This window comes from Marinobacter sp. LV10MA510-1, assembly GCF_002563885.1.
Lineage (GTDB): Bacteria > Pseudomonadota > Gammaproteobacteria > Pseudomonadales > Oleiphilaceae > Marinobacter.
Genome location: NZ_PDJA01000001.1, coordinates 1,679,247 through 1,693,748 on the forward strand (window position 1 = coordinate 1,679,247; position 14,502 = coordinate 1,693,748).

13 protein-coding genes are annotated in these 14,502 nt (G+C 50.3%); all 13 read right to left on the minus strand.

Annotation, left to right across the window (positions count from 1 at the left end; translation table 11 throughout):
- Positions 1-4: 4 nt before the first annotated feature.
- Entirely contained in the window at positions 5-649 is a 645-nt protein-coding gene (locus ATI45_RS08065; protein WP_098419033.1) for a sulfotransferase, read from the minus strand.
- 64 nt (positions 650-713) lie between these two features.
- Positions 714-1,655, minus strand: coding sequence for a sulfotransferase domain-containing protein (locus tag ATI45_RS08070; RefSeq protein WP_098419034.1), 942 nt, complete (start codon positions 1,653-1,655; stop codon positions 714-716).
- Entirely contained in the window at positions 1,652-2,608 is a 957-nt protein-coding gene (locus ATI45_RS08075; protein WP_098419035.1) for an NAD-dependent epimerase/dehydratase family protein, read from the minus strand. The genes ATI45_RS08070 and ATI45_RS08075 overlap by 4 nt, the downstream gene beginning before the upstream one ends.
- 42 nt (positions 2,609-2,650) lie before the next feature.
- Complete coding sequence (locus tag ATI45_RS08080; RefSeq protein WP_098419036.1) at positions 2,651-3,844, minus strand: ATP-grasp domain-containing protein; 1,194 nt, start codon at positions 3,842-3,844, stop codon at positions 2,651-2,653.
- Positions 3,844-4,941 carry a DegT/DnrJ/EryC1/StrS family aminotransferase gene (locus tag ATI45_RS08085; protein WP_098419037.1) on the minus strand — a complete coding sequence of 366 codons (1,098 nt, stop codon included), beginning with the start codon at positions 4,939-4,941 and terminating at the stop codon, positions 3,844-3,846. Before ATI45_RS08085 ends, ATI45_RS08080 begins: the two co-directional genes overlap by 1 nt.
- A complete protein-coding gene (locus ATI45_RS08090; RefSeq protein WP_179888395.1) occupies positions 4,942-5,460 on the minus strand; it encodes a histidine phosphatase family protein in 519 nt (172 codons plus the stop codon).
- Between the two features lie 17 nt (positions 5,461-5,477).
- Positions 5,478-6,464, minus strand: coding sequence for a nucleotidyltransferase domain-containing protein (locus ATI45_RS08095; RefSeq protein ID WP_179888396.1), 987 nt, complete (start codon positions 6,462-6,464; stop codon positions 5,478-5,480).
- A gap of 18 nt (positions 6,465-6,482) precedes the next feature.
- A complete protein-coding gene (locus ATI45_RS08100; RefSeq protein WP_098419040.1) occupies positions 6,483-7,538 on the minus strand; it encodes an HD domain-containing protein in 1,056 nt (351 codons plus the stop codon).
- Between the two features lie 18 nt (positions 7,539-7,556).
- Complete coding sequence (rfbA, locus tag ATI45_RS08105) at positions 7,557-8,432, minus strand: glucose-1-phosphate thymidylyltransferase RfbA (RefSeq protein ID WP_098419041.1); 876 nt, start codon at positions 8,430-8,432, stop codon at positions 7,557-7,559.
- Positions 8,433-8,501: 69 nt separating this feature from the next.
- The gene (locus ATI45_RS08110) at positions 8,502-9,836 is read right to left on the minus strand and encodes an ImmA/IrrE family metallo-endopeptidase (protein WP_098419042.1); all 1,335 of its coding nucleotides are present in this window, start codon (positions 9,834-9,836) and stop codon (positions 8,502-8,504) included.
- A gap of 88 nt (positions 9,837-9,924) precedes the next feature.
- Complete coding sequence (gene rfbB, locus ATI45_RS08115) at positions 9,925-10,998, minus strand: dTDP-glucose 4,6-dehydratase (RefSeq protein WP_098419043.1); 1,074 nt, start codon at positions 10,996-10,998, stop codon at positions 9,925-9,927.
- Complete coding sequence (locus ATI45_RS08120) at positions 10,995-11,960, minus strand: Wzz/FepE/Etk N-terminal domain-containing protein (RefSeq protein WP_098419044.1); 966 nt, start codon at positions 11,958-11,960, stop codon at positions 10,995-10,997. Before ATI45_RS08120 ends, rfbB begins: the two co-directional genes overlap by 4 nt.
- Positions 11,960-14,488: an SLBB domain-containing protein gene (locus ATI45_RS08125; protein ID WP_098419045.1), complete on the minus strand. Its 2,529-nt coding sequence runs from the start codon at positions 14,486-14,488 to the stop codon at positions 11,960-11,962. Before ATI45_RS08125 ends, ATI45_RS08120 begins: the two co-directional genes overlap by 1 nt.
- Positions 14,489-14,502: the final 14 nt, after the last annotated feature.

Here is a 14,502-nt window from a genome sequence, read left to right on the forward strand (position 1 = left end):
GACATCAGGTTTTGTTCTCCCAGGGAAACTCATCATAAGCCGAATCAACCCCGAGGAACTCGACGAACTTTTGATAGGCCCCCTGCTCAGCCACGTTAATCACTAGCAAATCATTCGGTCGACTTTTAAAATAACTGACAACTGCTTGATTGTGTTGGAGATAAATGCTCTTCAATGCTTTTTCACTATAGGGGTCATTCTCCGGCGTATTAAAAAGTGCTCTATTGACGTCCCAGGGACGCCCTTTGTATGAATTGACAGCCTCTTTGAGTTGCTCCTTGGTTGGCGGAATTCCATCACCCGACGCCCACAGCTTAGAATGAAACCGGGTTATTGATTGATACCACTGATCTTCATTGTCGCGGATAGTTAATATAAACTTACTATTAGGAAACGCTTGATCGAGAGCGATAAAGGTGTACGGGAATGAAAATGGCGAATCCTGAAAAGCTTGGGCGGACCTACAAAACTTCACGATTTTTTTAAAATCTCTCCTCAACCATGCATCAAATAACGACTTGGCTTCATCCTCTCTGCCGACTACATATCCAAGGTTTCTCAACGCCTTCGACATTGTCGTAGTGCCGGTTTTATTGAAGCCAATGACGAACACCTTCTGTCGCCGGACCACCCTAATAGCATTAAACATTCGCCTAGCTTTCCGATAACCCCGAGCACATACCATTCGCATTTTCTGGCATAACAGAGAGAATTTATGACTCATAGAAACCATCTTTTACTTTCAAAACCTCCTGAAGGCACATCATACGCTGTCCCACCGGGAACGCATGCGTGGCGTTAGATCCGAACCTATAGTTCAAAATAACCTTAAGGCCCGAAATTCTATATAAAACTCTAACAGGGAAAAAAATAATCTTACTTGAAGAAAAAAGCTCCCTAAAAAATCGCTCTAAAAACTTAAAGTCTTTTACTTTCGCCACTTCCTTCCCTGACTTAATCTTGACATTCATTCGTTTGGAATCGAAATATCCTTGGAATTCCATTGTCGACAAACCAAGCAACCTTGCCCATTCCTCATAAAAACACTGCGCGCGCTGAGAAATCTGCTCATATTTTAATATTGTCAATTCGAAATTTGATGGCACCTTCTGGAGCCAGCGATCGTAAAAGAAAGATTCGAACAGGGTATCATTCGGTGTTTTGATTAGCTTATCGACGTATTTTTCAATTGAATTAATATCCTTAACTTTCGCACAGAAATCTGGATACAATTGAACATACAAAGAATATAGGTAATCTACTGGGTCCCTGAGTGTGACAACGACTTTTACGTTGTAGCCCTCAAAAATTGCATTAAGTCTTTCAAACTTTTTCGAAAGTGAAAGATTTTCTTTTCCCGGGTATGCGATCATTAACCCTTCGTCGCTAAAAATATTTAACAGGGTTCTATGCAATGAACTATTCAACTTCTGCCTTGCTTCCTGGATGCTCAAGCTTCCTTCAACAGCATCTCTGATAAACTTTCCAGAGTAGTTAAATACTTCGATCCCACCTGTTTTATAATCGTAATCGAGACATTTTCCTAGAAAGTTTACCCTTGCTTGCTCATGGAGCGGCTGAAAAACATTGTGTTGTAGAGAGCTAGTCGCAGTTTTCGGTAGTCCGAGATGTAGCAATATTCTAGGTGAACTCATCTCCTGAATGCCTCAACTCCCAGGGTGTTTCGAATATCTTCCATCATTTCCTTTATATCCCATTCGGGCATGAACCCAAACACTTCTATAGTTTTCGACATGTCGAATGTAAAGTTGGGCTGAGATGGCTTTTCTGGCCTTTCAATCACCTTCACCGGTTTCCCCTGTGAAAAGACATCAACCATCACGTTTACTAGTTTTTCCAAGGACACAGGTTGGCTTGTACCGGCGTTAAATACACCTTGGGCACTCTTATGATTAACTGCTGAATTAATTAAGCGCGCAAAATCTTTTATATACGGCATATCTTTGGAGTGCTGTGGGTTTCCCCAGATTTCAACTTTTGAACTCGATACAATCGACTCCAGCATCTGAACGTAGCCCTTTACTTTTAGAGCACCATCCACGTAATAATTGAAGTTTTCATCGGCACAGTAAACTGTCGGAATTCTAAAAATTATGGTCTGCAGGCCATGCTCCTGATGGTAGTGTTCAATGAGATCACACGCTGCGACTTTTGAAATCGAGTAGACTGCATGATCTCCTGTCAGGGTCAAGCCTCTTGAATCGTCACTCTTTATCGGTACACCATTAAAGAACTTATGGGAGACATCGGAGAACGTCATAATATAGATGATTTTTTTGATGTTTGACTTTCTACAAAACTCCAGTACATTCAATGTGCCGGTAATATTGGTATCGATATACCGCTGTGGGTCATAGCCGGCCATCGTAGCGGGCATAGCACCAGCGATCAGCACAACCGTATCAAAATCAGCACCTAGTCTTTCAAGGCTTTCTGGAGCTGTAATATCTGCTTTCTTTACATTAACACCTTGCTCGGTGAACTGGTTTTTAACATAGGTGGCAGTTACGTCATGCTTATCTTTCAAATGCCGTGTGACACCGCGCCCTAAGCTTCCAGAAGCACCAAGAACCAGTATTTTTTTCATACGCAACCTACTTTAAAGCTTGTGATCGATAAATCTTTAAATTCACGCTGTGATGACACGAATATCCCGCTCCATATTGTCAATCATATCCAGCATCTCGTCCTGGCTTGGATACTTCAGGATCATGGTTCCCAGCGTATCGTGAGAACCGCTGAACGAGTTCACCTTCTCCCCAGGTTGTACCTGAACATCGTGCTCAGCAATATATTTTTGGGCGCGCTCAGATAGCCATAGGTTCTTGAACGCACCATCTTCAATAGAGTGAATCATGTAGCTAGACCAGGAGCCGTCAACAGGCTTCATGTTAAGACCTTCGCATGGCAAACCAAGAGCAGCATCAACCGTGTACTTGATAAGGTCTACACCAGTCGCGTAACGGATGACTTCGGGGATCAAACAGCCACCGTTTCTCGGACCAAGCTCCAAGAAATAGAACTTTCCGTCCTCCGAAAATACAAAATCAAAGTTCAATGCACCGATTTTCATACCGAGCAAACTCAAAAGCCGTTGGGATTCTTTATGAGCCTCGCTCAGGAGTTTGTCACTGTGAGATGTTGGGAATGTTTGCCCTATCGGAACGAGCCCATTACAGAGTCTATCGAAGTGTTCATCGGCCCAGCAGCGGAAAACTAGTTCACCGTCCAGAATAAATCCATCGCCAGCTACCTGGTAGCCTTGCCGAACGATTTCCTCTTCGACCACAACCTTTCTCTCGCGGGAGAATTTCAGGGCGTGCTCAAAGGCGTCATGGAAGCTCTCTGCGCTTTGCAGATGTGTTACCCCCTTACTGCCGGAAGAATCCACAGGCTTTACGAACGCTGGAACACCAATTTCATCCAGCCAAACCTTGGCTTCTGCCTCTTCATAAAACGCCCTGGAGCGCGGCACGTTGAAGTTGTGCTTGGCGAGAAAATCCCTGAACAGGTCTTTCCTGGCGAGAATTTCTACCGACTCGTAAGGGTTGCCAGGCAGCCCCATTTTTCCAGCAACATAAGCTGCGGTTGGTGCGGCAGGGTCGGATGCATAGGCGACAATACCATCAATATTTTCTGCCTTCGCTACTTCAAGTACCGCTTCTTTGTCTGTTGTGGAAACATTGTAGTATTTGTGGCCAAGCTTATGACCCGGGTTGTCGGGCAGGTAATCCAAGGTGATAACGTGATGCCCCTGCTCCAATGCGTACTTAATGGGTGGTATCTGCGTCGGGGCGCCACCCAGAAATAGAACCTTTTTCATCAGTTAATCACCTCTGTCACGATGCCTTTTATTTTCCCCTGCGTTTCACCCGGAAGCCCTGAGTATATGGGCAAGCACAATATCCGGCTGGCTATATCTTTTGAAACTGGTTGGTCTCCTTGGGCGCCAAGGCACTCCACAGATTCCAATGACGGATAAAAATATCTTCTTGCCAGCACGCCATGCTCTTTAAGAGCGGCAGCCACTCGAACTACCTGTTCTTCGCTGTCAAAGACCACCGGGAAATAAGCGTAATTGTAGCCAAGTGCCTGGTGCTTGGCTTGGAGCTGTAAGGTTTTGCCCAGTGCATCCTCATATCTCTGCCAAACCTCTGACCGTGCTTTCAGGTTTTCTTCCATCTCATCCAGCACACACAGCCCCATCGCCGCCTGCAATTCATTCATCTTGGCGTTGATGCCGATCTCTTCGATTGTTTCCGGGCCGGTAATGCCGAAGTTGATCATTTTCTTGGCGCGCTCTAGGTCTTCCCTGCGCTTGAACACAATCGCCCCACCCTCTCCGGTATGGAACAGTTTGGTGGCATGGAAGCTGAGGGTTGCGGCATCGCCGTGCTTGAGCAGGCTTTCGCCTTTGTATTTCACACCAAAGGCGTGGGCGGCGTCATAAATAACCTTCAGGTTATGCTTTTGCGCAATGGCATCGATGGCTTCCACATCACAGGCGTTGCCAAATACGTGCACGGGAACAATAGCGCGGGTATTGGGGGTGATGGCCGCTTCGATATTTTTCGGATCCAGGCACCAGGTATCCGGGTCAATATCGGTGAACACCGGTTGTACACCGTCCCACTTGAGAGAGCTTGCAGTGGCGATAAAGGTAAACGGCGTAGTGATGGCTTCCGGCCTTTCGTCGCGGTTAGCGTCGCTCACACCGAGTGCACGGTAAGCAATCTGCAATGCCAAGGTGCCGTTGGAGACCAGCAGCAGGTTTTCCACACCCAGATATTCTTCCAGGCGGCCGGTGAGCTCCTGCACCAGCTGGCCGTTGTTGGTTAGCCAATGGCGTTCGTAGATGCCGTCTATGTAGCTTTTCAGCTTTTCCCGATTGGGGAGATAGGGCTTAGTGACCGGAATCATTTAGCGTGTTCCAAAATAACGAGTGAATGACATAAACTCTGCATTTCTCAAGCTTTTATGCTCCTTAGGGCTCTGGTAACCGAGGCTTTCAACCAGGCGGCGATACACTCCCGAGTGAGACACGATCAGTAGATGCTCATAGGCATCCACTGCTTCAGCCAGTGGCCTAAGCCTCTTGGCAAGGTGCTCCAGAGATTCAACGCAATCCGAGGCGTTCATTTCTATTCGGGCAGTGTCCGTTTTTAGTTTGCCTTCGTAGTGGCCGAAATCACGTTCGGTTAACCAATTCGCGATTTGTATAACGGGCGATTCAGGATGCTGGTCAGCAATCAGCTCTGCGGTTTGCCGCGCCCTCAGCAAAGGGCTGGTCATGATAATTTGCAATGGAATCCGGGCTATTGTCTCGGCTGCTGCTTCTACCTGCCTGATACCTGTTTGGTTCAATGGAAGGTCTTGACGACCCATCCACAGGTTGTTTCGGTTGTAATCTGTCTCACCATGCCGAATAAAGTAGAGCAAAGGAATGCGGCTTTTGGTTAAAAAATCAGTGCGTGATGGATCTGGTGGTCAGCAGGGTACTTTTCTTTTAGCCACTCTGCCAGGACTTCTGAGAGCTCAACGCCCTTCTCTCGAAGGTCACAATACGGCTCGCAAGTATCGCGATCTTCTTTCTGAAGCTGTTCCAGTGTTTGCCGAACATCTGGCTTAGAGACTCTCTCCAGGAAATATTCGTACAACCTCAACACCTGCGCTGTTTGCGGTAGATCTGGGGAGGCCTTGTAGAGCCTCTCAAGCCCCTGATGGTCGAACCAGTCACTGATTTTTTCGAGCGTTTGTTGCTGTGGTAGTTCGGCAGTTTCGGCTATAGCTACAATTCCGCCAAAATAGAGTATTTTGCGGGAGAACCGGAGCTTTACTTGCCGTAGTCCCCACTCTTGTTTTTGGTCACTTACTTTGTGCTCGAAGTCTGTGGCGATTGTGCGGTAATACCGAATGATGTCATTCAACAGGAACCGGGCAATTTTACCGTCTGCGCCACTGGGCTTTATGTATCGGCTTAAGAGCTCCAGGCGATATTGACGGAAACGGTCTTCACCGTACAGCCAGGTTCCTTCAAGCAGGAACAGCAATCGCCGGGTGATCTGAGCGTTGCTGTCGTCTTTCCCGCCAATGTTGCTCAACATGTCTGTAAACCGAATACACACGTCTGCACCAAAGGTACCTGTGCTTCCCGTCTCTTTTAGCACGTGACTGTTCAGTATTTTCTCGATTTCTTTCAGTTCGTTGGCGATTACGTCTGCTGCGGCTCTATCTGAATCGAACATGATGTATGCGTCGATATCTGAGGATTCAGAAGCCTCTCCCCTGCCATACGACCCTACGGCTACTACGGTGATCTTTTCTTTATGGGGGCTGGCTTGGAGCGCGGAGTCTAAAGAACTTCGGATTTGTTTCAGCTTTTCTGCTGTGAACTGGCTCGCTTGATCTAACGCGGGAAAATCAACTAATACTTTTTTGTACACAGGAGGCATCCATGCTTATTATTTCATCACTGAGAATCGGAGCTGTAAATTATCTTTTGCGAATTCAGGCAGTGATGCGGTTTGCACATTTTTCGAGCACTGGTATCGGCAGATACTCCATTTCCTTTCATCAAGATAATAACGACGGCGTGTATAAGTGACTTGCTCACCAGACATCCACCTAATAGACAGATCGCGCTGCTTGATGCTTTTTAACCCCTGAAACAGGCCTGCATAACGCTTCTTCCAATGTGCTTCCGATGTGAAGATGTCTTGCTCTGACAGGTCGTTGTTTTCATGCTCAAAATACAGCTGGGATAGCTTGTCGGCAGTCAATCCAGCTTTGCTGGTGATCAAGCTGGCATACACCTGATGTTTCATTTTCCAAAACTGATCGAGCGTGGCCCAAGGATTACTAACTTCCGGTAAAAATGACGCAGCAGCGACTTCAATTCTTTGACGGCTAAGATTTGCTGCGCTCTCTTGGCTAAAGAGGCGGTAGCTGCGCGTTATTCCTTCAATTGTGTCAATATTTATGGGGCTGCTGAACAGGTCCCCACCGTCGATATCCAGCGCATTTTGATCAATCAGACTGATCAGAAATGTAAGGTCTGTGTTCTGGGCCAACCATTTGTTAAGGGCTCGACCAAGTTCATGCTGGCCCTTCAGTATTTTTTCGCCGGCGTGATGATGACCATAGCCAATATGTTTTTTTATGAATGGCTCTGCGCTATGGGATAATGGTGGGTGCCCTATATCATGCAGAAGGCCGGCTACGATCAGGTGTCTTTTCAGTTCTGGGTTGTACCGCCTGTGAGTGGCAACGTAGTTGGCCAATGCGGCTACATTCAACGAATGGTCTGCGCGGCTGCCTGTTTTTTTTCTCTGGCCTCCGACAGCGTAGTCCAAGGCTCCCAAGAAGGAGACTCCTTCAAGCCTTTGGAACGCTTTGCTCTGCAGCAATGGCTGGAAGAAGCTGTCTTGTTCGATTTCCGCACGCCAGTAGTCCAGCTTGCGCTCTGGCACTTCCTTTGGATCGGTTATCGGTGTTTGGAGCAAGCTGTGCTGTTCCATGGTCTCTACCGTACCCTGCTATTCGTTTATCAGGTCGCTGAGGTAACTTCCGTAGCCATTTTTTCTCAGCCCCTTAGCTTGAACTAAGAGCTGTTCCTTTGTGAGCCAACTCTGATTGTAGGCGATTTCTTCCAGGCAAGCGATTTTGTAGCCCTGGCGCTTTTCTATGGTTTCCACAAACTGGGCGGCTTCCAGCAAGCTTTCGTGGGTGCCTGTGTCTAGCCAAGCGAAGCCACGGCCCAGCAATTCTACATTAAGGTTGCCTTGCTCAAGATAGGCGCGGTTAACATCGGTAATTTCCAGTTCGCCACGGCTACTGGGCTTTACCTGTTTCGCGATTTCTATCACGGAGTTATCGTAGAAGTAGAGGCCGGTTACTGCATAGTGAGATTTTGGTTTTTCGGGCTTTTCTTCAATAGAGACCGCGCGTTTGTTTTCATCAAATTCCACAACTCCGAATCGCTCAGGGTCTTTTACTTGATAGCCGAATACGGTGGCGCCTTTGCCATTTTTGGCGTTGTCTACCGCTTGCTTAAGCTTTGGTGTGAAGCCGTGACCGTAGAAGATGTTGTCACCCAATACCAAGCATACACTGCCGTCGCCAATAAACTCCTCACCCAGTATAAAAGCCTGGGCTAGGCCATCGGGGCTGGGCTGTATGACGTAGTTGAGGTTTACACCGAACTGTTCGCCATTGCCCAGCGCGCGCTGAAAGCTTGCCTGGTCTTCAGGGGTGGTGATGATCAGGATATCCCGGATTCCGGCCAGCATGAGCACAGACAGCGGGTAGTAAATCATAGGCTTATCGTATATCGGCAGGAGCTGTTTGGACGTACCCAGGGTGATCGGGTACAAGCGGGTGCCACTGCCACCGGCGAGGATGATGCCTTTCATTGAAAGTTCCGAGTTTTGTAAGTGTTCATCAATGTTCGCTGGCGATGGGCAGTATCGCCGCGGGCGGGCTCAGTCCGCCCTTGGGGTGTCGATGAAAAAATTTTCCAGTTCAATTCGAGACTTATGGCCGTGATTAACCATAGCGGTATTGATTAGCAGTGGTGACACCTCGAAGTGTTCTGCGGCTGCCTCCAGAACATCGTCATTCGGAGAGGTAGTATTCATCCACTCGATCAAATCCGGGTAAGGGCACAGGAATTCTTGTGCAAAGGCTCTTTGAAACTTTTGCCTTGCCGTTGTCGCATTGGTACAGGGCAGCCAATTTCCGGTTTCTCCCGCATAAATACCATCTGCTATCAGCCTAGCGGTCATAAAACGTCGAGCGTTTTTATGCGTTTTACCAAGAACCACTTTAGCTCTGCCACCGCGCATCACTTCGCCCATGCCAATGGTAGACGGCCCAGATACTTGGCTGCTTTCCAAAAGCTGTACTGGCGTTTCCACCAATTCAGCTAATTTTTTGTTATTCAACGGCCCCTTATCGATCCCAAGTTGTTTGCGCGTGGCGCTGGCCGCATTGCGACCTTTTTCCCACGGATGGCCAGGTTTGCCGTTCACCAACAGTTCCATCAATTTACGAACGCTCTTAAGCGGTAATTGAATTGTATCTGCCGAAGCGGTGAGAGATTGTCTAACTTCTTTGATCGTTTTCTCGGCCCTTTCGTGGCCAAGACTGGCCAGCTCCTGAACAGCGCCTTCGCCGTGGGCAGAGGCCAGTTGGACGAGCAAGGCCAAAAGTGGCTGCGGCGCATCTTCCGGGTCATAACCAAGCCGCGCTTCCAGTTGTCGCTGCAACGCTGTTGAGGGCGCTAGCCTTTTTTCGCTAACGGTCTGCCATAATTCATGCAGTGTTGTTTGCTCGCCCAGGCTGCGCAGTTGTTTTAGCTTGCGGTTAATAAACTGGTCTATGCCGCTTTCATAGTCTGTCGCTGAAATCCACGCGTCCAGGTTCTCAATGTAGCGCAGCGGCCCTAAGTCTTCCTGGCTGGGTTTCAGGTTCAGCTGAACATTCTCACCGTCAGAAACAACCGTGAGATTAGGCCAGGCGTAACCCCCTCCGGCTGCGGCGAGGGTGTGGCTCATTTTCCAATCGTGTAGTGAAAATGCGCTGTCAGGAGTAAAGTTCGGTTCCCATCTTAGTCTCCACCAATTAGCGGCAAACCAAAGTGCCAGAGGGTAGGCTGAAACCGTTATTGCGTTTTTAACCTGGTGTTCACCCAGCAAATCCTCATAACGAAACAGTTGGCGCCCACTCACACTCAGTCCCATCCGACAGCGAGTCATCAGCTCTTCAGATGCCGACAAATCTTCCGTTTTTGCAAGCCAATCCATTTCAAACTGCATGGGTTGTGCCTCCACCTTTATTGGGGTTATAGCGGCATTCCTACTTGTAACTTTCGTTTTGGATTATAGCGGCTGTTGCGGGGCTTCATCAGATTTCAACACCCAGCCGCTCACGCTGGTAGCTGCCATCTTGCACCCGCTGGCACCACTGCAGATTGTTCAGGTACCACTGCACGGTTTTTTCGATGCCGGTTTCGAAAGTTTCTTGCGGTGCCCAGCCAAGTTCCTGCTGAATTTTGCTGGCATCGATGGCGTAGCGCAGGTCATGACCGGGGCGGTCAGATACGTAGGTGATCAAATCGCGATAGCGGTTTTTTTTGGGACGCAGCTGCTGCAGAATATCGCAGATGGTGTGTACTACGTCGATGTTCTGCTTTTCGTTATGGCCACCGATGTTGTAGGTTTCGCCTACTTGGCCCTCTGTTACTACTTTGTACAGCGCGCGGGCGTGGTCTTCTACGTACAGCCAGTCGCGGATTTGGTCGCCTTTGCCGTAAACGGGAAGGGATTTCCCTTCCAACGCGTTCAGTATCACCAACGGAACCAGCTTTTCTGGAAAATGGTAGGGGCCGTAGTTGTTGCTGCAATTGGTAATCAGTACCGGCAGGCCGTAGGTGCGCATCCAGGCCCGCACCAGGTGGTCTGAGCTGGCTTTGCTGGCGCTGTAGGGGCTACTGGGGGCGTAGGCGGTGTTTTCAGTGAACAGGTGCTGGTGTGCGCTTGCGCTTTCACTGGGGTGTGGTAAATCGCCGTACACTTCGTCGGTGCTGATGTGGTGAAAGCGGAACCCGGTTTTTTTTGCATCCGGCAGCGTGTTCCAGTAATGGCGCGTGGCTTCCAACAGTGTGTAGGTGCCGACGATGTTTGTTTCAATAAACTCAGCAGGGCCGTCTATGGAACGATCTACGTGACTTTCTGCGGCCAGGTGCATGATGGCGTCAGGCTGGTGTTTGGCCAGTACGCGATCTAGCTCTGCGCGGTTGCAAATGTCGACCTGTTCAAAGGCGTAGCGCGGGCTGTTACTCATCGGCAGCAGGCTTTCGAGGTTGCCGGCGTAGGTGAGTTTATCGAGGTTGACCACTTGATTGTCGGTGTTAAAGAGGACATGGCGGATAACTGCAGAGCCGATAAAGCCAGCACCACCAGTTACTAGCAATTTCATACGCTTTCGCTCTCTTTTTTGCCGCTGCGGATAAATGCTCGAACGAAAACAAAAAAGACGCCCAGCATGCCGCCTAGCATAGTGGCGACTATGGCGATGAGCTGGCGCTTGGGCGCGCTCCTTTCTTGGGGAACCACAGCCGGGTCTACAGTTTTGAATATATACTCGCTTTGGGCATTGGCTAGCATAACCGTACGGGTTTCGCCTTCTATGAGCTGGTAAAACACCTGCTGCATGCCGGCGATGTTGGTTTCATTGAGTTTTTTCTCAAGGTAGGCAATTCGGGCTTCAGCTTCAATTACGTCTTGCTCGCGCATGTGTTCGTTAATGTCGTGCACGAGCTTTTCAGCCCAACTTTTTGCTGCCTGGGGCGACAGGCTTGTAACGCTTAGGGTTATCATGCCGGAGTCTTTATTGTCTGACATGCTAAGTTTGGTTTTGAAATTTTTAACAATGTCCCAATCAGTGGGTTCAAGGCTTCGCCCTTCCTCGTTGGTGAGCCACTCGTTAGTTTGCGGGTTGTATACTTTAGTATTTATAACCCACTGTTCACTCTCCATGTTCCACGCTTCGACTGCCATAAGAGACATGGAGAGATTATGGCGGTGAACAAAGTCTGCAAGGAAAGCGCGGGACTGCAGCACTTCCTTGGCCATAGTGGCCTGGCTTGCACCGCCGCCGCCCAGGTTGATACCGGCCAGGCTTACCAGGCCACCGAGCTGGCCGCTGAGGCGCGCGCCGCCGCTTTCGCCTTGAGCCGGCGCAAGCAGTACATTGGCCTGGTACATATTGGGCTTACTTAGCGCGTAGAAAACGCCAGCGGCAGCGAAAACGAAGGTAACGAAGATAATGATCCACTTGCCGCGCCAGAGTGTGACGAAGAGTTCGCGGAGGTCTATTTCATCGTCTGGGTAATAGGGTTGCTCCATTACCTGCTGTTTGGGCGCTTCCTGGTTAATCATTACAGATTCCCCACTGCCGCAGCACCCAGTGCCATCTGGTATACAATCTGACTTACGTTGGTCCAAAGTTCCAGCTGGTTCAGGCGGTCCACATCAATCGGCATGATGACGGTGTCACCGGGCTGTAATTGCTGGCTGCGGTTACCAAACCAGGCACTTTTTTCTGGCAGCATGACCGAGCCGTCGGCTTTGACAACGTAGACGCGGTTTTCATCAGCTTGGCGGGTGGGGCCGCCGGAGCGATCCAGGTAATCATCCACCGTCAGCCCTGCTGTGTGCAGGTGGCTGGTTGGGAATTGCACTTCGCCGAATACGCTGACGGCCTGGGGAATGATGGGTACGGTCAGGGTGTCGCCGTCTTGTAGGCGAATAGACTGGTAGTCGCTGTTGTTCAATACGGCTTGTAGGTCGATAACCATGCGGCCAACAGGGCGGCTGCTTTGTACATCGTCAAGAAGGCCTTTTACTTGGTCTACGCGCTGGGCGTTCTGGCCACCGAAGTTGTCGCCTTCCAGTTGCACCCCCAGCAAGTCTCCTTGCAGGCGTTTCTCCGCTTCAAGCAGCCGCTGCGCTTCCAGTACTCGCAGTTTTTCACGAGTGAACACGACTCCGCGGGGAAAAGCGTTGCTGGTAAGACCGCCGGCGCGCTGGAGCACATCAACCAAGGTTTCGCCGTCGCTGAAGGTGTATTCGCCCGGATACACCACTTCGCCTTGCACGGTGATTGTGCGGGTGGCGCCAAATAGCGGGATGGATTTGACCATCAAACGGTCACGGCTTTGAAGAGTCACATCAACTTGGTCATTAAGCGCATTGGCTAGATCGATGTTTTGCAGGCGGGTTTGCTCTACGCCATTGCCATCGAGGTTACGGCGTGCCAGCTCCGCTTCCAACATTAGCGCAGAGTCGTTTAAACCACCTGCCATTACGATGGCGTCCTTCACTTTGCCCGTGGCAGGTAACGGGTATTCACCGGGGTAGCGCACCGGGCCACTGATGGTCATGGTTTGCTGGGGGGCCTGCGGGGTCGCCTGGGTTTTCAGGCGCTTTACGACGGGTTCGAACAGTGCATTACGGCTGAAGCTCTGAGCATTCGCTGAGCTGTTTTGCCCGACATCGGCTTTGCCATTATCGGCAAACACAAGCACCTGATCCTTTTCCTGCAGAACTAAGTCAGCATCGCTGCCAGGGCGGTTTACCGCATCTTTCAGTTCCAGGCTGAGCACCGAAATCTGCCGGGTCTCTGGGTTTGTTCTTACAATCGCGGCGAAGTTGGTATCCGCCATTGGCAGCAAATCCACATCTAGCTTACGGATTACCGAACTCACACGCATACCCGGTACCCAGGCAAACTTGCCGGCGCGTGTGGCGGCGCCGGTGATTTCAACGTATTGGCCTGTTACGTCAGCAATGGATGCAATGGTCACCCGGTCACCGGCTTTTACGCGGGCTTGTTTGCCTGCGGCATTGGTCAGGTCGGCTTCGGCGATTATCCGTAAGAATTCCTGGTTGGTGCGTTCTATACGGGTTATTTGTGGGTAGGCCTGGGCGGTCATGCCGCCGGCGAGGTTCACCAGTTCTTGCAAGCTGGTGGCGCCGTCAATTTCATACAGCGCCGGGCGGTAGACTTCGCCGTCTATACCCACGCGCGGGCCCACGGCCGGGATGAAAATGGCGTCGCCGGCTTGCAGGCGGGCATCACCGCTGGTGTCGCCTTTTAGCAGTAGGTCATACAGGTCCAGGGTGTGGACCACTTTGCCATTGCGTTTTAGCTGAATGTTGCGCAGGGAGCCGGTGTGGCGAATGCCGCCGGACACGTACAGGGCGTTGGTAATGGTCGACAGCGAGCTGACGCTGTAGGAACCCGGCGTGCGGGTTTCACCCAGTACGAACACGCGCATGCTGCGCAGTTCCCCCAGCGACACGGCGGCTTTTACGCCAATGTACTGTTCAGCCACCAGTTTGCTGATTTTGTCACGGGCCTGCTGAAAGCTCAGCCCCGCCACGGTGATGGGGCCGCGTTCAGGCATATCGATCGTGCCGTCGCGGGACACGGTGAGCGCGAACTGGCGGTTTTCGTTGCCCCAAAGCTGAACTCTGATTTGGTCGCCTGGCCCTAATGTGTAATTCATCGGAACGGGCACTTCAGTGACAGGGGCAAAGGTGCTGGGCTTGCCTTCAAACAGTTCGTAACCAAACGGTTGCAGGCCGTTGTTCTTTTTGGCGAACGCCTGCTCTTCTTCGGTTAGTTTGTTGTCGTTTTCGCTTTGGTTTTCAGCACTGCCATTTTCTAGCGGCTCAACCACGGATGTCGGTTGGCGAGCGGCTGAGCCATTCGAGCTCGAGCTCGAGCTGCCCTGAAGCTGATCAAGATTCACCCCATACTGCCGCGCCAGCGCTTCTTGCTGGGCTTGTGGCAGGAATTTGAATTGCTGGATTTGCGCGGGCGATATGGATTGCGCAGAAACACACAGTGGCATCATTAACGATGCTAAAGATAAAGAGAGCAGGAGGCGTTTTAAGTTCACAGCGGATATCCGGT